The sequence below is a fragment of the Prauserella sp. PE36 genome (genome assembly GCF_003311655.1).
GTDB lineage: Bacteria > Actinomycetota > Actinomycetes > Mycobacteriales > Pseudonocardiaceae > Prauserella_A > Prauserella_A endophytica.
Genome location: NZ_QEQT01000072.1, coordinates 26,882 through 45,067, shown reverse-complemented (window position 1 = coordinate 45,067; position 18,186 = coordinate 26,882). Strand labels below are relative to the sequence as shown.

At 71.7% G+C, this 18,186-nt stretch carries 17 protein-coding genes; 15 read left to right on the top strand and 2 right to left on the bottom strand.

What is annotated here, in order from left to right:
* Genes sufD through DI005_RS19705 form a run of 5 tightly spaced genes read left to right on the top strand, consistent with a single transcriptional unit; the run spans nucleotide 1 to nucleotide 4,144 of the window.
* Nucleotides 1-1,176 (top strand): Fe-S cluster assembly protein SufD, encoded by a 1,176-nt coding sequence (gene sufD / locus DI005_RS19725; protein WP_112274394.1) that lies wholly within the window; start codon nucleotides 1-3, stop codon nucleotides 1,174-1,176.
* 34 nt (nucleotides 1,177-1,210) lie between these two features.
* A complete protein-coding gene (sufC, locus tag DI005_RS19720) occupies nucleotides 1,211-1,981 on the top strand; it encodes a Fe-S cluster assembly ATPase SufC (RefSeq protein WP_112274392.1) in 771 nt (256 codons plus the stop codon).
* Between the two features lie 40 nt (nucleotides 1,982-2,021).
* A complete protein-coding gene (locus DI005_RS19715) occupies nucleotides 2,022-3,308 on the top strand; it encodes a cysteine desulfurase (RefSeq protein ID WP_113643059.1) in 1,287 nt (428 codons plus the stop codon).
* The gene (gene sufU / locus DI005_RS19710) at nucleotides 3,309-3,755 is read left to right on the top strand and encodes a Fe-S cluster assembly sulfur transfer protein SufU (RefSeq protein ID WP_112274388.1); all 447 of its coding nucleotides are present in this window, start codon (nucleotides 3,309-3,311) and stop codon (nucleotides 3,753-3,755) included.
* Entirely contained in the window at nucleotides 3,752-4,144 is a 393-nt protein-coding gene (locus DI005_RS19705; RefSeq protein ID WP_110339409.1) for a metal-sulfur cluster assembly factor, read from the top strand. The genes sufU and DI005_RS19705 overlap by 4 nt, the downstream gene beginning before the upstream one ends.
* 280 nt (nucleotides 4,145-4,424) lie before the next feature.
* Here DI005_RS19705 and DI005_RS19700 read toward each other — a convergent pair whose 3' ends face one another.
* The gene (locus tag DI005_RS19700) at nucleotides 4,425-5,684 is read right to left on the bottom strand and encodes a sensor histidine kinase (RefSeq protein WP_113643058.1); all 1,260 of its coding nucleotides are present in this window, start codon (nucleotides 5,682-5,684) and stop codon (nucleotides 4,425-4,427) included.
* Nucleotides 5,685-5,800: 116 nt separating this feature from the next.
* Here DI005_RS19700 and DI005_RS19695 point away from each other — a divergent pair, with 116 nt between their 5' ends.
* From DI005_RS19695 to DI005_RS19670, 6 genes are all read left to right on the top strand, one after another.
* Nucleotides 5,801-7,045: a sensor histidine kinase gene (locus DI005_RS19695; protein ID WP_113643057.1), complete on the top strand. Its 1,245-nt coding sequence runs from the start codon at nucleotides 5,801-5,803 to the stop codon at nucleotides 7,043-7,045.
* Entirely contained in the window at nucleotides 7,046-7,723 is a 678-nt protein-coding gene (locus DI005_RS19690) for a response regulator transcription factor (RefSeq protein WP_170200562.1), read from the top strand.
* Nucleotides 7,724-7,745: 22 nt separating this feature from the next.
* Nucleotides 7,746-9,311 carry a deoxyguanosinetriphosphate triphosphohydrolase family protein gene (locus tag DI005_RS19685; RefSeq protein ID WP_112274382.1) on the top strand — a complete coding sequence of 522 codons (1,566 nt, stop codon included), beginning with the start codon at nucleotides 7,746-7,748 and terminating at the stop codon, nucleotides 9,309-9,311.
* On the top strand, nucleotides 9,308-9,967 hold the full coding sequence (locus tag DI005_RS19680; protein WP_113643056.1) for an acVLRF1 family peptidyl-tRNA hydrolase: 660 nt from the start codon (nucleotides 9,308-9,310) through the stop codon (nucleotides 9,965-9,967). The genes DI005_RS19685 and DI005_RS19680 overlap by 4 nt, the downstream gene beginning before the upstream one ends.
* 137 nt (nucleotides 9,968-10,104) lie before the next feature.
* Nucleotides 10,105-11,733 carry an ABC-F family ATP-binding cassette domain-containing protein gene (locus DI005_RS19675; protein WP_112274378.1) on the top strand — a complete coding sequence of 543 codons (1,629 nt, stop codon included), beginning with the start codon at nucleotides 10,105-10,107 and terminating at the stop codon, nucleotides 11,731-11,733.
* Between the two features lie 185 nt (nucleotides 11,734-11,918).
* On the top strand, nucleotides 11,919-12,134 hold the full coding sequence (locus DI005_RS19670) for a helix-turn-helix domain-containing protein (protein WP_255565726.1): 216 nt from the start codon (nucleotides 11,919-11,921) through the stop codon (nucleotides 12,132-12,134).
* Here the strand turns inward: DI005_RS19670 and DI005_RS19665 are convergent.
* Entirely contained in the window at nucleotides 12,121-13,443 is a 1,323-nt protein-coding gene (locus DI005_RS19665) for a glycosyltransferase 87 family protein (RefSeq protein WP_113643055.1), read from the bottom strand. The genes DI005_RS19670 and DI005_RS19665 overlap by 14 nt on opposite strands.
* 173 nt (nucleotides 13,444-13,616) lie before the next feature.
* Here DI005_RS19665 and DI005_RS19660 point away from each other — a divergent pair, with 173 nt between their 5' ends.
* From DI005_RS19660 to DI005_RS19645, 4 genes are all read left to right on the top strand, one after another.
* On the top strand, nucleotides 13,617-15,485 hold the full coding sequence (locus DI005_RS19660) for an ABC transporter ATP-binding protein (RefSeq protein WP_113643054.1): 1,869 nt from the start codon (nucleotides 13,617-13,619) through the stop codon (nucleotides 15,483-15,485).
* A 32-nt stretch (nucleotides 15,486-15,517) separates the two neighbouring features.
* Complete coding sequence (locus DI005_RS19655) at nucleotides 15,518-16,192, top strand: alpha/beta hydrolase (RefSeq protein WP_113643087.1); 675 nt, start codon at nucleotides 15,518-15,520, stop codon at nucleotides 16,190-16,192.
* 118 nt (nucleotides 16,193-16,310) lie between these two features.
* The gene (locus DI005_RS19650; protein ID WP_113643053.1) at nucleotides 16,311-17,489 is read left to right on the top strand and encodes an LCP family protein; all 1,179 of its coding nucleotides are present in this window, start codon (nucleotides 16,311-16,313) and stop codon (nucleotides 17,487-17,489) included.
* Nucleotides 17,490-17,712: 223 nt separating this feature from the next.
* A complete protein-coding gene (locus DI005_RS19645) occupies nucleotides 17,713-18,186 on the top strand; it encodes a carboxymuconolactone decarboxylase family protein (protein ID WP_113643052.1) in 474 nt (157 codons plus the stop codon).

Below are 18,186 nucleotides of genomic sequence, written 5' to 3'. Positions count from 1 at the left end.
ATGACGGTGACGAACGACGCGGCGCGCACGGCCGAGGCGGTGGAGGCTGCGACCGTCCCGGCCGCCTCCCGTGCCGAGCGGTTCGCCTCCTACGACGTCGAGGCATTCGAGGTCCCCGGCGGCCGCGAGGAGAACTGGCGCTTCACGCCGATGAAGCGGCTGCGGGGCCTGCACGACGGCTCCGCGGCCGCCACCGGCGAGGTCAAGGTCGACGCCGACGCCGCTCCCGAGGTGCGCGTCGAGACCGTCGCCCGCGACGACGAGCGCCTCGGCGAGGCAGGCGTGCCCAGCGACCGCATCGCGGCGCAGGCGTACTCGGAGTTCGAGTCCGCCACGCTCGTGACGGTGCCGAAGGAGACGGTGGCCTCCAAGCCGAGCCTGATCCGGCTGACCGGTCCCGGCGATGGCAAGACCGCCTACGGCCACGTCCAGGTGCGGGCGGAGGCGTTCGCGCAGGCCACGATCGTGCTCGACCACGTCGGCTCCGGCACCTACGCCGACAACGTGGAGTTCGTGATCGGCGACGGTGCGCAGCTCACCGTGCTGAGCGTGCAGGACTGGGCCGACGACGCGGTGCACGTCTCCGAGCAGCACCTGCGGCTCGGCCGGGACGCGCGGCTCAAGCACGTCGTGGTGACGCTGGGCGGCGACCTGGTGCGCGTGAGCCCCACGGCCACGTTCGCGGGTCCCGGCGGCGACGTCGAGATGCTCGGCCTGCACTTCGCCGACGCGGGCCAGCACCAGGAGCACCGGCTCTTCGTGGACCACGCGGTGCCGCACTGCAAGTCGAACGTGCTCTACAAGGGCGCACTGCAGGGCGACGACGCACACACCGTGTGGATCGGCGACGTGCTCATCCGCGCGGCCGCCGAGGGCACAGAGACGTTCGAGCTGAACCGCAACCTGGTGCTCACCCAGGGCGCGCGCGCCGACTCGGTGCCGAACCTGGAGATCGAGACCGGCGAGATCGCCGGTGCCGGTCACGCGAGCGCGACGGGAAGGTTCGACGACGAGCAGTTGTTCTACCTGCAGTCGCGGGGCATCGCGGAGGAGCAGGCGCGCAGGCTGGTCGTGCGCGGGTTCTTCCACGAGATCCTGATGAAGATCGACGTTCCCGAGGTGCGCGAGCGCCTCGAGGCCGCGATCGAGGCCGAGCTGCAGGCCGTCGGCGCCTGACCCACCCCCGAACTGACGAGAGAAAACGAGAAGCATGAGCTCACTGGAGATCAAGGATCTGCACGCCGAGGTCGTGACCGACGAGGGCAACAAGGAGATCCTCAAGGGCGTCAACCTGACGATCCGCTCGGGCGAGACCCACGCGATCATGGGCCCGAACGGTTCCGGCAAGTCGACCCTGTCGTACGCGATCGCCGGCCACCCGAAGTACGAGGTGACCTCCGGCGAGGTGCTGCTGGACGGCGAGAACGTGCTCGACATGAGCGTCGACGAGCGCGCCCGCGCCGGCCTCTTTCTTGCGATGCAGTACCCGGTGGAGGTGCCCGGCGTCTCGATGTCGAACTTCCTCCGCTCCGCCGCGACCGCGGTGCGCGGCGAGGCCCCGAAGCTGCGGCACTGGGTCAAGGAGGTCAAGGAGGAGATGGGCAAGCTCGACATCTCTTCCGAGTTCGCCGAGCGCAGCGTCAACGAGGGCTTCTCCGGCGGTGAGAAGAAGCGTCACGAGATCCTGCAGCTGGCGCTGCTCAAGCCGAAGATCGCCATCCTCGACGAGACCGACTCCGGCCTCGACGTCGACGCGCTGCGCGTGGTGTCCGACGCGGTCAACGAGTACAAGGCCAACAACGAGGTCGGCGTCATGCTGATCACTCACTACACCCGGATCCTCAAGCACATCCACCCGGACTTCGTGCACGTGTTCGCCGGTGGCCGGATCGTCGAGTCGGGCGGCAAGGAGCTCGCCGACGCGCTGGAGGAGAGCGGCTACGTGAAGTACATCGGCAAGGCCGAGCCCGCCAAGGTGTGATCCTCACGTTCCCGACTGGCCCCAGAGAGGAGTTGGCGCGATGACCACCACCACGGCCAACACCACGCCTTTGGACGTCGCCGCCGTGCGCGCCGACTTCCCGATCCTGTCCCGCACGGTCCGTGACGGGAAACCGTTGGTGTACCTGGACTCCGGGGCCACGTCGCAGCGGCCGGTGCAGGTGCTCGACGCGGAGCGGCGGTTCCTGGAGACGTGCAACGCCGCCGTTCACCGTGGCGCGCACCAGCTCGCGGAGGAGGCGACCGACGCCTACGAGGGCGCCCGCGCGAAGATCGCCGACTTCGTCGGCGCGACGCCGGGCGAACTCGTGTTCACCAAGAACGCCACCGAGGGCATCAATCTGGTCGCCTACGCGATGAGCAACGCCGCGACGGCGGATGACGGGGCCGAACGGTTCGTCGTCGGTCCGGGTGACGAGATCGTGGTCACCGAGATGGAGCACCACGCGAACCTCGTGCCGTGGCAGCAGCTGTGCCAGCGCACCGGGGCGACGTTGCGCTGGTTCCCCGTCACGGCGGAGGGCAGGCTCGACCTCTCGGGCATCGACGAGCTGATCACCGAGCGCACGAAGGTCGTCGCCTTCGCGCATCAGTCCAATGTGCTCGGCACGGTCAACCCGGTGGACGCGCTGGTGCGCAAGGCCCGCGAGGTCGGTGCGCTGGTGCTGCTGGACGCCTGCCAGTCCGTGCCGCACTTCCCGGTGAACTTCCGAGAGCTGGACGTCGACTTCGCGGTGTTCTCCGGGCACAAGATGCTGGCGCCGTCGGGCATCGGCGTGCTCTACGGGCGCCGGGAGCTGCTCGAGGCGATGCCGCCGTTCCTCACGGGCGGGTCGATGATCGAGCTGGTGCGCATGGAGGGCTCCACGTTCGCGCCGCCGCCGCAGAAGTTCGAGGCGGGCGTGCCGATGACCTCTCAGGCGGTGGGGCTCGGCGCGGCGGTCGACTACCTGAACGCGATCGGCATGGACCGGGTCGCCGCGCACGAGCACCAGCTCGTCGAGCGGGCGCTGAACGGGCTCAAGGAGATCCCCGGCGTGCGGATCATCGGCCCACCGGACACGGTGGACCGGGGCGCGACGGTGGCGTTCGTGGTCGACGGCGTGCACCCGCACGACGCCGGCCAGGTGCTCGACAGCCTGGGCATCGCGGTGCGGGTGGGGCACCACTGCGCGTGGCCGCTACACCGCTCGTGCGGCATCCCCGCCACGGTCCGCGCCACGTTCTACCTCTACAACGAACTGTCCGAAGTGGATGCCCTGGTGAACGGTGTCCGTGAGGCGCAGCGTTTCTTCGGGGTGGCGTAAGTGAACCTTGAGGGCATGTACCAGGAGATCATCCTGGACCACTACAAGAACCCGCACGGCCGCGGCCTGCGGGAGCCGTACGACGCCGAGTCGTTCCAGGTCAACCCGACCTGCGGCGACGAGGTGACGTTGCGGCTCAAGGTGACCGACGGCAAGGTCGCCGACGTCTCCTACGAGGGGCAGGGCTGTTCCATCAGCCAGGCGTCGACGTCGGTGCTCACCGATCTGGTCACCGGCCACACGATCGACGAGGCTCTGTCCACGATGGACGCTTTCGTCGAACTGATGCAGGGGCGTGGCAGTGTCGAGCCGGACGAGGACGTGCTCGAGGACGGCGTCGCGTTCGCCGGTGTCGCGAAGTACCCTGCGAGAGTGAAGTGCGCGTTGCTCGGCTGGATGGCGTTCAAGGACGCACTGGCCCGGACGTCGAACGAGGTGGAAGCATGACCGAGACGCCCGAACACCGCGAGGGCCGGACCGCTGCGGATCTGCCGGAGCAGACCCAGCCTTCTGCCGCCGAGGTGGCCAGGATCGAGGACATCGAGGAGGCCATGCGCGACGTGGTCGACCCCGAGCTCGGTATCAACGTCGTCGACCTCGGCCTCGTCTACGACATCCGCGTGGAGCCGGACAACACGGCCACCATCGACATGACGCTGACCTCCGCGGCGTGCCCGCTGACCGACGTGATCGAGGACCAGACCGCGTCCGTGCTCACCGGTCCCAGCCTGGTGAAGGACTTCCGGATCAACTGGGTCTGGATGCCGCCGTGGGGCCCGGAGAAGATCACCGAGGACGGCCGCGAGCAACTGCGAGCCCTGGGCTTCACGGTCTGACCGACCGCGAGTCCCCCGCTCCTGACCGCGAGTCCCCCGTTCGGGACCGGGAGTTCCGCGTTCGGGACCGCGAGTTCCGCGTTCGGGACCACGAGTTGCCCGTTCGGGACCGCCCGAGCGGGCAACTCGCGAGCCGGAGCGGGCAACTCGCGCGCCGGAGCGGGGGACTCGCGCGCCGGAGCGGGGGACTCGCGAGCCGGAACGCGCAACTCGGCCTCGGGAACGCGCAACTCGGCGTCCTGGGCGTGCGACTCGCGGCCGGGAGTGCACGACTCGCGTGTTACGGCACGCTCGCCATCGGCTCCGGCTCCGGCTCCGGCTCCGGCTTCGGCTCCGGTTTCGGTTCCGGCTCTGGGGCGGGGAGCCTCGCCGACAGGGCCCAGCCGGTGCCCTCGGGTCCCACGCGCAGCGTTCCGCCGAGCAGCTCGACGCGTTCACGCATGCCGATCAGACCGTGGCCCGAGTGCTGGGCGGAGCCCGAGTGCTGGGCGGAGACGGTGCCGGAGGGGTCACCCTCGCCGTCGTCGGCGATGTCCAGCCGCACGCCGTCGCGGGCGAGCTCGGCGGTCAGCCACACCCGGGCGGAGGAGCCAGCGTGCTTGGCGACGTTGGCCAGCCCTTCCTGCACCAGGCGCAGCACCGCGAGCGCCTTCACGGCGTCGAGCCCCGCGAGCGCGGGGTCCACCGTGGCGTCGATGCGCAGTCCCACCTGACGGCACCGGTCGATCACCGCGGCGACGGCGGCGGGCAGCTCCGCGGGATCCACGAGGTCTCCGCCCGCCGTGTCCGTCGCCTCGGGGTCACGCAGGACCGCGACGAGCCGCCGCAGATCCGTGAGCGCGCCGGAGCCGGTGGCGTGGACGTCGTCGAGGACCTGCCGCATCTGCTCGTCGCTCTCACCGAGCAGATGCCGCGCGACCCCTGTCCGCAGCACGATCGACGCGACGTGGTGGGCGACGAGGTCGTGCAGCTCGCGGGCGATCGCGGTCCGCTCGGCGACGCGCACCATCTGCGACTCCGTGCGGCGCAGGCGTTCCTGCTCCGCCGCACGCTCCTCAGCCTGCCTCGCGCGCGCGTTCATCCCGCCGATGTAGGCGCCCAGCACGAGCGGTCCCACCACCACGACGGCCGTCTGGAACACGATCTCGGCCGGGGAGCGCAGCGGGTTGGTCAGCCCGATGAGGAAGTACACGGCCGACAGCACCGTGGCCCCGGCCGGCAGCACCCAGCCGGTCCGCCGCATGGCCAGCTCCAGCAGGGCGAAGCTCGCCAGCACCTTGAGGGGAATCATGTTGTCGATGCCGAGGAGCTCGCCGGTGGCGAGCATGGCCGCCTGCGCGAGCGCGCTGGCCAGCGGGCTGCGCGGCGAGAACCAGGCCGCGGCGAGGGCACCGGACAGCAGCGCCCAGCCGGAGGGGTCCGGCAGTTTGTCGGGCGGGGCGAGCAGCAGCAGGTACCCCACGGCGATCGCGGCCAGCAGCGAGACCCGCACCGGGGTGAGCTTGCGGTCGAAGAGTCGTTCGATGAGCGAGGCGAGCATCGGCGGGTCCCGGTTTTCTCGTTGGGCGGCGCACACAGGCTAACCGTGAGGGCCGCCTTGTGGATCTCCCGCTGAGGAGGGAGGCGCGTTCTCTCAGCTTTTGCGAGGATCGCCTGGTGATACGGCGGATCCTCGGCCCGGTGACGAGCCGCTCGACGTACCGCCGGTGGGTGTTCCTGGTCCTCGGCGGGGCGTTGTCGGCCCCGTACGTGCTGTTCGGCGCGGTGGTGGTGCCCTCGGTCCTGCCGCTGTCGACCGACGACCTGGCGAGCGCGTTCCTCCTCGGCGGGGCCGGGGCGCTGGTGGTGCTCGCCGCGACGTCGCTGCTGCCGCCGGTGCGCGCGCTGGAACTGGCCGCCATCCGTGAGCTGCTGGACGATCCGGTGCCCGAGGCGGCCTCCGGACCCGTGAGCGGGCGAGCCCGCGTGCGAGCGGGTGCGATGTTCGTGGCGCACGTGCTGGTGGGCGCGCTGATCAGCCTGGCGAGCCTGATGCTGCCCGCGTTCCTCGGGCTCGCGTTCGCCGCGCCGTTCACCGGGAGCTTCGGTGCTGGCACCGACGGGCCGCTGCTGGTGCCCCGCGGCTGGGCGAGCGCGTGGCTCCCGGCGGCCTTCCTGCTCGCGATGCTGCTGCTCTTCCACGCCGTCGCGGGCGCGGGCGCGCTGCTCACCCGCGCGGCCCGTGCCTGGCTCGGGCCGTCCGCCGCCGAGCGCGTGGCCCTGCTCGAACGACGCACCGAGCGGCTGGCCGAGCGCAACCGGCTCGCCCGCGAACTGCACGACTCCGTCGGGCACGCCCTCAGCGTCGTGTCGCTGCAGGCGGGGGCAGCGCGGCGCACGCTGCGCCGCGACCCGGACACGGCGGAGCGGGCGCTCGAGGCGATCGAGGAGTCCGCCCGCGCCGCGCTCGACGACCTCGACCACGTGCTCGGCCTCCTACGGGAGGAGCGGGCGGGACGGGCGCCGCAGGCCGGGCTCGCCGAGCTGCCCGCCCTGCTGTCGGCGACGAGGGCGGCGGGGGTCGAGGTGGACAGCGAGGTGCGCGCCGAGGCCGCCGCGGTCGCGCCGGTGGTGTCGCGCGAGGCGTACCGGATCCTGCAGGAGTGCCTTACGAACGTTCTGCGGCACGCGGGCAAGGTGCCGGTCACGCTCAGGGTGGCCGAGGCCGACGGCGGGCTCGAGCTCACCGTGCGCAACCCCGTCGGCGCCGCGCGTGACTCGGCGCGCAACGGTGGCGGCAGCGGGCTGCGCGGCATCGCGGAGCGGGTCGACGTGCTCGGCGGGCGGTTGCGCGCTGGGAGACAGGGACGAGACTGGGAGGTCGGCGTGTGGCTGCCTGCCGGGGGACGAGGGGGCGAGTGAGTGGACGACAACCGCATCGGGGTGTTGCTCGTGGACGACGAGCAGCTCGTTCGCACGGGACTACGGGCCATCCTGGAGTCCGAGCCGGACCTGGCGGTGGTCGGCGAGGCCGCCGACGGCGCGGAGGTGCCCGGGCTGGTGGCGCGGCACCGGCCGGACGTGGTGCTGATGGACGTGCGGATGCCGTCGGTGGACGGGATCAGGGCGACCGAGCACCTGCTGTCCACAGCGGACCGTCCGCCGAAGATCGTGGTGGTGACGACGTTCGAGAACGACGACTACGTCTACGACGCGCTGCGGGCGGGCGCGAGCGGTTTCCTGCTCAAGCGCGCGCGGCCGGAGGAGATCCTGTCGGCGGTGCGCACCGTAGTCGCCGGTGACTCGCTGCTGTTCCCGGCAGCGATCCGCAGGCTCGCGGCCAGGAACGCGCGGGGTGCGGGGCGGGACGGTCTGCGCGGGGCGAACCTCACCGAACGTGAGTCCGAGGTGCTGCGCCTCATGGCGTCCGGTTTGTCCAATGTGGAGATCGCGGAGCGGTTGTTCCTCGGGTTGCAGACCGTGAAGACCCACGTCGGCAACGTGCTCGCCAAGCTCGGCGCCCGCGACCGCACCCAGGCCGTGATCGAGGCCTACGAGTCCGGGTTCGTCTCGCCGAGCGACGGCGTCCGCCGGTCTTGATCGCTCCCGTACGGTTATGCGCATGGAAGCAGAGCCGGACCCCCGGGCACGGCGCCGGGACGAGCCCGCCGAGGCAGGCGGGTTCGCCGACCTGATCAGCAGCCCGTTCCGGCTCGACCGGGACCGGATCGCCGCGTCGCCGTTCTTCGCCCGCCTCGGCGGCGTCACGCAGGTCGTGAGCGCGGGCGGGTCGGGCCTGCTGCACAACCGGCTCACCCACAGCCTCAAGGTCGCGCAGGTCGCGAGGGCTATCGCCGAGCGCATCACCGCGCACGGTGACACGGGCGGGATCGTCGCCAAGCTGGGCGGCTGCGACCCCGATGTCGCCGAGGCCGCCGCGCTGGGCCACGACCTCGGGCACCCGCCGTTCGGCCACCTCGGGGAGCAGGTGCTCGACCGCATCGCGCGGCACCGCTACGGCCTGCCCGACGGGTTCGAGGGCAACGCGCAGACGTTCCGGATCGTCACCAAGACCGAGGTGGGCGGGCCAACGCCGCAGGGGCTGAACCTGACGGCCGCGGTGCGGGCCGCGCTGCTGAAGTACCCGTGGGCGCGCCTGCACTACCCGGACCCGCACCCCGCCGACCTGAGCACCCCGCCGAGGGGAGCCGCGGAGCCGGACGACGCGCCGGGCACGGGCTCGGCGAAGTTCTCCGCGTACTCCACCGAGCTGGACGACCTCGAGCACTCGCGCACGCCGTTCTCGGGGCGCGTGGAGCGCTGGCAGCAGACGGTGGAGGCCTCGGTGATGGACCTCGCCGATGACATCGCCTACGCCATCCACGACATCCAGGACTTCCACCGCATCGGGGTGCTCCAGCACGCCGCCGTCGCCACCGAGCTGGGCCAGTGGCTCTCGCGCGCGGGCGAGCTGGCCGAGCTGCCCTCGGCCGCGCTGCGCGACGAGCACCGCAACCCCGGCCGGTCACTGGAGTACGTGCGGCGCCGGATGCACGCCAAGGACGCGTGGGTGGTGGACGACGACGCGTTCGCGCACGCCGTGGCGCGGGTGCGGGCCGAGCTGGTTGACGACCTGCTCGCGATCCCGTTCGACGGCTCGATCGAGGCCGAGCAGGCGATGGCGACATTCTCCGCGCGCTGGACGGCCCGGCTCGTGGAGGGCGTGCTCGTCACCCCGTCGCCGCCCACCCGCACGGGGCACGTGACCCTGCGGCCCGCACAGTGGCACGAGGTGCAGGTGCTGAAGTTCGTGCACCGGCGGTTCGTGCTGCAACGGCCCGATCTCGCCCTGCACCAGCGCGGGCAGGCCAGCATGCTCACCAACCTGGTCGACGCGCTCGACGCGTGGCTCACCGACCGCGACGAGGCGCGCCGCCTGCCGCGCAGGCTGCACGACCTGGTCGCGCTCGCGCACCTGGAGTACACGGCGCTGGCCGAGCGGTCACCGGAGCTGCTCGTGGGCGCGACGGGCGAGCCCGTGCGCGGCAGCGACGCCGTGCGGGCCCTCGCGCGCGGGCGTGCTGTGGTGGACTTCGTGGCGTCGCTGACCGACCGGCAGGCGGCGAGCATGCTCGACGCGATCTCGGGGCACGCCACGCAGCCGTGGTCGGAGTCGTTCGTCCTGTGAGCGCGCGGCAGGTGCGGGGCGGCGGCAGGGCCGTCGAGGTGGAGCCCGCGCGGCTCGCCGGGTGGTTCGAGCGCTTCGCCGCCCGCAACGACGGCGTCGTGAGCACCCGGCTCGGCTCCGGCGAGGTGGTGGTGACCGGCGGCAACGGCACCACCGCGACCGTGGCGGTGCCGTTCCCGCCGCTTCCGGCCGAGGGCGAGCGGGAGGGGCTCGCGGTGGGGCCGCTCGTCGACCACGTGCGCGCGCCCCGGCGGCTCGGGCTGCTGCTCGTGCGGCTCGGAGGGCACAGCGTGGGCGTCGCCGAGCAGGGCAAGGTGCTCGTGTCGCGCACCGACCGGCATCTCGTGCACGGCCGCAGCGCCGCGGGCGGCTGGTCGCAGCAGCGGTTCGCCCGCCGTCGCGAGGGGCAGGCGCGGCAGGCGTTGCGTTCGGCCGCCGACGACGCCGGGGCGGTGCTGCTGCCGAGGTTGTCCGAATTGGACGCGGTGGTGCTCGGCGGGGACCGCAGGGCGCTGGACGAGCTGCGGGCCGATCGCCGGCTCGAGCCGCTGTTCGCGCTGGCCGTCCCCCGGGTGCTCGACATCGGCGAGCCGCGCCGCTCGGTGCTTGACGACGCGGCCGTGCGTGCGCTCGCGGTGGAGATCGTCCTGCGGTGAGGCCGGTCACCGCCGGGGAAAATCGCTCGACCCCGGCCCGTACACTGGCAGTCGTGGTCGTTCGCCTGGAGTAGCCGTCCCGCCCTGCGCGGGTATCGCATGCTGTCCAGTTCCGCTTCCAGGTCACGGAGATTCCCTTGATCACGGCCACCGGCCTCGAACTGCGCGCGGGTTCGCGCGTGCTCCTCGCCGACACCACCCTGCGTATCCAGCCCGGCGACCGCATCGGTCTCGTCGGCCGCAACGGCGCGGGCAAGACCACGACCCTCAAGGTTCTCGCCGGTGAGGGCGAGCCCTACTCGGGCATCGTCCAGCACGGCGCCGAGCTCGGCTACCTGCCGCAGGACCCGCGCGAGGGCGATCTGTCGGTCACCGCGAAGGACCGCGTGCTCTCCGCGCGTGGCCTCGACACGCTCGTGCGCGACATGGAGAAGGCGCAGACCGCCATGTCGGAGCTGGTCGACGACAACGAGCGCGACAGGGCGGTGCGCCGCTACGGCAGGCTCGAGGAGCGGTTCGCCGCGCTGGGCGGGTACGCGGCCGAGAGCGAGGCCGCGCGGATCTGCGCGAACCTCGGCCTGGAGGAGCGGGTCCTGGGGCAGCCGCTGCGGACGCTGTCCGGTGGCCAGCGCAGGCGCGTGGAGCTGTCCCGCATCCTGTTCGCGGCCTCCGAGGCGGGCGCCGGGGGCAAATCGGGCACGATCCTGTTGCTCGACGAGCCGACCAACCACCTCGACGCCGACTCGATCAGCTGGCTGCGCGGCTTCCTCAAGTCCCACGACGGCGGTCTCGTGGTGATCAGCCACGACGTCGAGCTGCTCGACGAGGTCGTCAACAAGGTCTGGTTCCTCGACGCGACGCGCGGGGAGCTGGACAACTACAACATGAACTGGAAGCGCTACCTCGAGGCGCGGGCCACCGACGAGAAGCGCCGCCGCCGCGAGCGGGCCAACGCCGAGAAGAAGGCGGCCGCGCTGCAACAGCAGGCCGCCAAGCTGGGCGCCAAGGCCACCAAGGCCGTGGCGGCGAAGAACATGGCGCGCCGGGCTGAGCAGATGCTCGCGAACCTGGACGACGAGCGCCAGGCCGACAAGGTCGCGCGTATCAAGTTCCCCGCACCGGCCCCGTGCGGGAAGACCCCGCTCACGGCGGAGGACCTTTCGAAGTCGTACGGCTCGCTGGAGATCTTCACCGGCGTGGACCTCGCGATCGACCGCGGCTCGAAGGTGGTCGTGCTCGGGCTCAACGGCGCGGGCAAGACCACGCTGCTGCGCCTGCTCGGCGGCATGGAGACGCCTGACACCGGCCGTGTCGTCGCGGGCCACGGGCTGCGGCTCGGCTACTACGCGCAGGAGCACGAGACGCTCGACCACGACGCGACCGTGTGGGAGAACACCCGGCACCTCGCGCCCGACACGGGTGCACAGGAGCTGCGGAACCTGCTCGGCTCGTTTCTGTTCTCCGGTGAGCAGCTCGACCAGCCCGCGGGCACGCTGTCGGGTGGCGAGAAGACCCGGCTGGCGCTGGCCGGGCTGGTGTCGAGCGCGGCGAACGTGCTGCTGCTCGACGAGCCCACCAACAACCTGGACCCGGCGAGCCGCGAGCAGGTGCTCGACGCGCTGCGCAGCTACACCGGTGCGGTGGTGCTCGTGACCCACGACCCGGGCGCCGTGGAGGCGCTGGAACCCGAACGCGTGATCCTGTTGCCGGATGGCACGGAGGATCATTGGTCGGCCGATTATCTCGAACTCGTGCAGCTCGCCTGAGTTGACTCGACGCCAAATACGCGGCCAAGTCGTTAGTTGATGTTCGACAAACACTGAATCGGCCCAATATCTTCGCGGTTTCGGAAGGTTTTTGGCCCGTCGTCTGGCATTCCGCCGCTCAGTGTTCGATCATTGCGGCGGCAGGGGTCGAATGTGGCCCGAAACACCATACGGGTGGAAGGTGGATCGACGTGGCAGACCTGAAGAAGGGTGCGCGCATCACCGGAAACACACGCGACAAGTTGGCCGCTGACCTGAAGAAGAAATACGAGAAGGGGGCGAGCATTCGCTCGCTGGCGGAGTCAACCGGACGTTCCTACGGTTTCGTGCACCGGGTCCTCTCGGAATCCGGCGTGCAGCTCCGCGGCCGCGGCGGCGCCACTCGCGTCAAGAAGAAGTAAGGGGAGCCGACTCCGGCGTGGTGCCTGAGCCCGGCGTCGCGGCGACGCGGGAGGCCGACCCCTGGCTCGGGAAGCACAACATCGCGCCAAGCAGGACAACCGGATACACCAGATAACCGAATCGGGTGGCCGGCGTGAGCATCGTGAAGGTGCCCAGGCCGACCGCGATGCGAAGCAGTGCATCCGCACCGGCGACGGGCGGTCGCCGGATGAGCCACCACATGATCGCCAGTGCCGCGGCAGCCAGCAGCACGAACGCGAGCACCTTGCCGACCGGGCCGGTTCCGGCGATGAGGTGCCCCGGCAGCGGGCTCGCGGCTGGTGAGGTGACCGCTCCGAGCCCGGCCGGGAACCGGATCACGTGCTCGGCGAACGCGTCCGGATGCACGAGGTACACCGGCACGTTCACCACCGCGCACACGGCGAGCAGCACCAGCACGAAGCGGGCCAGCGCGCGACGGCCGAGCCGCGCGAGCACGAGCACCCCCAGCACGACCGCGGCGGGCAGCACGATGAGCTTCGCACTCGTGACGAGCGCCAGCACGGTGCCCGACAGTGCGGGCCGGTCCGTCGCGGCCAGCGCGGCACCCAGCACGAGCAGTCCGACGATCGCGAGGTCGGGGCCTGCCGTGGCGAAGGTCAGCGCGGTGAGCGGGAACACCGCGACGAGCTGCGCCGCGCGGACCGGGATCCCCGGCCTGCCCAGCAGGCGCCACGCACCCCACGCGCAGAGCACCGCCGTGAGGGCGAAGTACAGGCGCGCGTCCGTGAGCACGTCGGTGACCGGCGTGCCTCCCGCGAGCGCCCTCGGCAGGCCGAACACCGTCATCACCGGGCCGTACGGCGTGTAGTCGTTCACCGCGGGCGGGCGGCCGAGCGCGGTGACGTCGGTGTAGGGCGTGCCTCCCGCGAGGAGCAGGCTCGCCGACCGTTCGATGACCCACACCTCGGGCTGCGCGCTCCACGACCACGGGGTGTCGAGCCAGTCGACACCGGTGAGCCTGCGCACGAGCAGGAACACCAGCGGCGCGAGCATGCCCACCACCGCGACAGCGCCGACGCCGACCCAGCGCGACCGCCAGCGGCCGCCCTCGCGGCCAGGAGTGAGGCGCAGCCAGCACGTGTGCGCGAGCGCGAGCGCGTAGCCGGCGATGGCGAAGTTCGCCCAGATCCGGAAGCCGTAGTGCTTGTCGGTCAGCGCGAGCGCGACGGCGTAGCCCGCGGCGACGAGGTAGAGGACGAGGTCCAGTCCCAGCGGCCGCTCCTCCCAGCTCCGCCGCAGCCACTGCTGAACCCGGTGACTCCCCATGGCAGCAGGTTAGGCGATGCGCGGAGACTGTCGGACCTCACGGGCAGAATTGGTCCGCGGGATCGGGAAGGATCGCGTGGTACCTGGTGTTGTCCAGGACATATCGGAAGTGGATCTCGAGTAATGTCGAGGTATTGCGCGCTCAGGGGCGAGCGGGGAGGGGCCGGTGGGACATGGACAACACGTGGACGTTGCTGAGCGGCGCGATGAGATCGGCGGACGCGCCGAGCGGTCTGCGCAGGGGGACGGTACGGAGGGTCGCGCGCTTCGCCCGCCCGCACTGGGCACGCCTGGGGGTCTTCCTCGCCCTGACCGTGGTCTCCGCGGTGCTCGCGGTGAGCACACCACTGCTCGCGGGCCGTGTCGTCGACGCGATCGTCGGCGGGGGAGCGGCCGCCACGGTGATCTGGCTGGCCGTCGCGATCGCCGGACTCGCCATCGCCGACGCCGGGCTCGGGCTCGCCGAGCGCTGGCAGTCGGCGCGCATCGGTGAGGGACTGATCTTCGACCTGCGCCGGGCCGTGTTCGAGCACGTCCAGCGCATGCCGATCGCGTTCTTCACCCGCACCCGCACCGGCGCGCTGGTGAGCAGGCTGAACAACGACGTCATCGGGGCGCAGCGCACCTTCACGGCGACACTGTCCGGCCTGGTCACCAACGTGATCCAGCTGCTGTTGTCGCTGGCCGTGATGGTCACGCTGTCCTGGCAGGTCACGCTGCTGGCGCTGGTGCTCCTGCCGGTGTTCGTGCTGCCCGCGCGGCGCATCGGCAGGCGGATGGCCGACCTGCAGCGCGAGTCGTCCGAGCTCAACGCGTCCATGACCACGCAGATGACGGAGCGGTTCTCGGCGCCGGGGGCCACGCTCGTGAAGCTGTTCGGCAGGCCGCACGCCGAGGCCGCCGAGTTCGGTTCCCGTGCGGGCCGTGTCCGCGACATCGGTGTGCGGACGGCGATGCTCACGCGCTGGTTCATGACGAGCCTTACGCTGGTCTCGGCGCTGGCGCAGGCGCTGGTCTACGGCCTCGGCGGCTGGCTCGCGCTGCGCGGCGACCTCGCGCCAGGCACGGTCGTCGCGCTGGCCCTGCTGCTGACCAGGCTGTACTCGCCGCTGACCGCGCTCGCCAACGTGCGGGTGGACGTGATGACCGCCCTCGTGTCGTTCGAGCGGGTCTTCGAGGTGCTCGACCTCGACCCGATGATCAAGGAGAAGCCGGACGCGCGGGCCGTTCCGCCCGGGGGCGTCTCGGTGGAGCTCGACGAGGTGCGCTTCGCCTACCCCTCCGCCGACCGCTACTCGCTGGCCTCGCTGGAGGAGGTGTCCACACTGGACAACCGTGGTGGCGAGGAGGTACTGCACGGCGTGAGCCTGAGGGCGGAGCCGGGCCAGATGGTGGCCCTCGTGGGCTCCTCCGGCGCGGGCAAGTCCACCATCGCGTCGCTGGTGCCGCGGCTCTATGACGCCGACTCCGGCTCGGTGCGGCTGTCCGGTGTGGACGTGCGCGACCTCACGTTCGCGTCGCTGCGCGAGACGGTGGGCGTGGTGACGCAGGACGGCCACCTGTTCCACGACACCATCCGCGCCAACCTCGCCTACGCGGCCCCGGACGCCTCGGACGCCGAGATCTGGCACGCACTCGACCGCGCGCGGCTGGCCGATCTGGTGCGCTCGCTGCCGGACGGGCTCGACACGATCATCGGCGAGCGCGGCTACCGGCTCTCCGGAGGGGAGCGCCAGCGGCTCACCATCGCGCGGCTGCTGCTCGCGCAGCCGAGGGTCGTGGTGCTCGACGAGGCGACCGCGCATCTCGACTCGGAGTCAGAGGCGGCGGTCGGCGAGGCGCTCACCGACGCGCTCGACGGGCGCACCGCGATCGTGATCGCCCACCGGCTGTCCACCATCCGGGCCGCCGACCGCATCATGGTGGTGGAGGCGGGCCGGGTCGTCGAGCAGGGCACCCACGAGCAGCTGCTCGCCGCCGGAGGACGCTACGCGGAGCTGTACCACACGCAGTTCCGGCAGGAGACGCCCACAGCGGCGTGAGGAGGTCGTGGGTGATCGACGACGAACCGGCGATGGCCGTCCGGCGCTCGCCGGTTCCCGCCCGCGCGGTGGCGCTCGTGCTGCACGGTGGGGCCGAGCACGGCGCCGGCGCCGTGCGGCCGTGGGGGCTCGCCTACCTGCGGATGGTGCCCTTCGCCCGCGCGCTGCGCGCGGCGGGCGCGCGGCACGGGCTGGAGGTGCGGCTGCTGCGCAACCGCATGCGTGGGTGGAACGAGCCCGCGCTCGACCCGGTGCGCGACGCCCGCTGGGCGCTGGAGCGCGTCCACGCCGAGAGCCCCGGCCTGCCGGTGGTGCTGGTGGGCCACTCGATGGGCGGCCGGGTGGCCCTGCGCGTCGCCGACGACCCGGCCGTGACCGGGGTGTGCGCGCTCGCGCCGTGGACCCCGCAGGACGAGCCCGTGGAGTCCGTGCGTGATCGCACGGTCGTGCTCGCGCACGGCACGCGCGACGCCGTGACCAGCCCGGAGGCCTCGCACACCTACGCCAGGCGGGCCCAGGCGACCGCGCGCAGGCTCGCGCGCTTCGAGGTGGCGGAGGAGGGGCACGCGATGGTGCGAAGGCCGGCGTTGTGGCAGCGGCTCGTGGTGGGTTTCACCGCCGACGTGCTGGGATTCCCGGCGGGGGACGGCCTGCCCGCCTCTGCCTGGGACCGGCCCGTGGACGCGCGCCTGCGCATACCCCTGTAGCGGCCGTCCGCGGCGTGTCGCGCACAACCCGTCCGGGGGACCATGCGTCCATGGATCGGGGGCATGAGGTTTAGTAGGGCCCGCACGGACGCGGCACGACACCGATCGGGAGACGGCGATGACGTACGGCGGACACTACGGCGGACAGCAGCCACCCGGCGGCAACCGCCGGCCGCCCCGCGGTCCCAGGGAGCACCAGAGCGCCCAGATGCTGCCCGTGCCGGGCAGCGACCGGGCCCGTCAGGGGCCGCCGCCCCGCCCTCGGCACCAGCCGACGCGCGTGGCGCCCGTGCCCGGCCACCAGCCGCCCCCGGGCGGCGAAGGGCCGAGGCCGCCGCGTCCGCCGCGGCGCAGGCGCTGGACGTTCGGCCGGGTGCTGATGGCGCTGGTGCTGGTGTTCGTGCTGTTCATCGGCGCCGTGTGGCTCTACCTCGAGTTCTCCATCAACCGCATCGACGCCCTGCCCGACTACGAGGGCAGGCCGGCCGCAGCGTCGGGCACGAACTGGCTCATCGTCGGCTCCGACTCGCGGGCGGGCCTCGATGCCGACCAGCAGGCGCAGCTCGTCACCGGTGACACCGGCGGTCAGCGCACCGACACGATCATGATCGCCCACATCCCGGACAACGACACCGCGCCGACGCTGCTGAGCCTGCCGCGCGACTCGCAGGTCGAGATCCCCGGCCACGGCACCAACAAGATCAACGCGGCGTTCTCGTTCGGTGGTGCACCACTGCTCGCGCAGACGGTCGAGCAGGCCACCGGGCTGCGAATCGACCACTACGCCGAGATCGGCTTCGGTGGGTTCGCCAACCTCGTCGACGCCATGGGCGGGGTCGAGATGGACATCCCCGCGGAGATGCGCGACACCAAGACCGGCATCGTCATCCCCGCGGGCAAGCAGACCCTCGACGGCGCGCAGGCGCTTGGCTTCGTGCGCATGCGGTACAGCTCGGCGACGCCGAGGTCGGACCTCGACCGCGTGGCCAACCAGCGGCAGTTCATCGGCGCGATGGCGAGCCAGATGGCGAGCCCGTCGACACTGCTGAACCCGTTCGACGTGTTCCCGCTGCTCGCGGAGGCGCCGGACGCGCTGACCATGGACACCGGCGACCATCTGCACAACCTGCTCGGCCTGGCGTGGGCGATGCGCGGGATCTCCGGCGGCGGCGTGGTGACCACCACCATGCCCACCACGGACAGCTCGGCGCAGTACTGGGACGAGGAGAAGTCGCAGGTTCTCTTCGACGCGTTCCGCAACGACACCCCGGTCCCAGACAGCGTGATCGTCAACTAGCCGCTTGATCGGCCCCCAAGGCCACCTTTGTTGCGTTGAACGCAACAAAGGTGGCCTTGGGGGCCGATCTGTCGCAACGCGGACGAGACGATCCGCTGGCCGATGGTGATCGAGGCCGAGCTCGGCGGCTGAGGGAGACCCACGTCACGTCCGGCGACGTCACAGGAGAGCCGGGCTACCTCGTCTCGGGGGTTGTAGCCAACGACGACCCTGGAGGAACACCATGGACGCGCGACTGAACTTCTTCACCAGCCCCACCGCGGGCAAGGTCCTCAAGCAGTTCATGTCGGTGGGCAAGACGCTCAGGGAATCGGCCCTGCCTGCCGCTACGCAGGAGCTGGTGTCGCTGCGCGTGAGCCAGATCAACGGCTGCGCCGTCTGCCTCGACATGCACACCAAGGAGGCCGCCGCCGCGGGCGAGACGCCCGTGCGGCTGGGCCTGGTCGCGGCGTGGCGCGAGGCCACGGTCTTCACCGAGGCCGAGCGGGCCGCGCTGGAGCTGGCGGAGGAGGGGACCAGGGTCGCGGACGGTGCGGGCGGCGTCAGCGACGAGGTGTGGGAGCGCGCCGCCAAGCACTACGACGACGAGCAGCTCACCGCACTGGTGCTCCTGGTGGGCTTCATGAACACGGCCAACCGCATGAACATCATCACCCAGCAGCCCGCTGGCGACTACGTTCCGGGCCAGCTTCACTGA

Coding starts and splice junctions, on each gene's coding strand:
- sufD (WP_112274394.1), top strand. CDS start 1: ATGACGGTGACGAACGACGCGGCGCGCACGGCCGAGGCGGTGGAGGCT.
- sufC (WP_112274392.1), top strand. CDS start 1,211: ATGAGCTCACTGGAGATCAAGGATCTGCACGCCGAGGTCGTGACCGAC.
- DI005_RS19715 (WP_113643059.1), top strand. CDS start 2,022: ATGACCACCACCACGGCCAACACCACGCCTTTGGACGTCGCCGCCGTG.
- DI005_RS19705 (WP_110339409.1), top strand. CDS start 3,752: ATGACCGAGACGCCCGAACACCGCGAGGGCCGGACCGCTGCGGATCTG.
- DI005_RS19700 (WP_113643058.1), bottom strand. CDS start 5,684: ATGCTCGCCTCGCTCATCGAACGACTCTTCGACCGCAAGCTCACCCCG.
- DI005_RS19685 (WP_112274382.1), top strand. CDS start 7,746: ATGGAAGCAGAGCCGGACCCCCGGGCACGGCGCCGGGACGAGCCCGCC.
- DI005_RS19665 (WP_113643055.1), bottom strand. CDS start 13,443: ATGGGGAGTCACCGGGTTCAGCAGTGGCTGCGGCGGAGCTGGGAGGAG.
- DI005_RS19660 (WP_113643054.1), top strand. CDS start 13,617: ATGGACAACACGTGGACGTTGCTGAGCGGCGCGATGAGATCGGCGGAC.
- DI005_RS19655 (WP_113643087.1), top strand. CDS start 15,518: ATGGCCGTCCGGCGCTCGCCGGTTCCCGCCCGCGCGGTGGCGCTCGTG.
- DI005_RS19650 (WP_113643053.1), top strand. CDS start 16,311: ATGACGTACGGCGGACACTACGGCGGACAGCAGCCACCCGGCGGCAAC.
- DI005_RS19645 (WP_113643052.1), top strand. CDS start 17,713: ATGGACGCGCGACTGAACTTCTTCACCAGCCCCACCGCGGGCAAGGTC.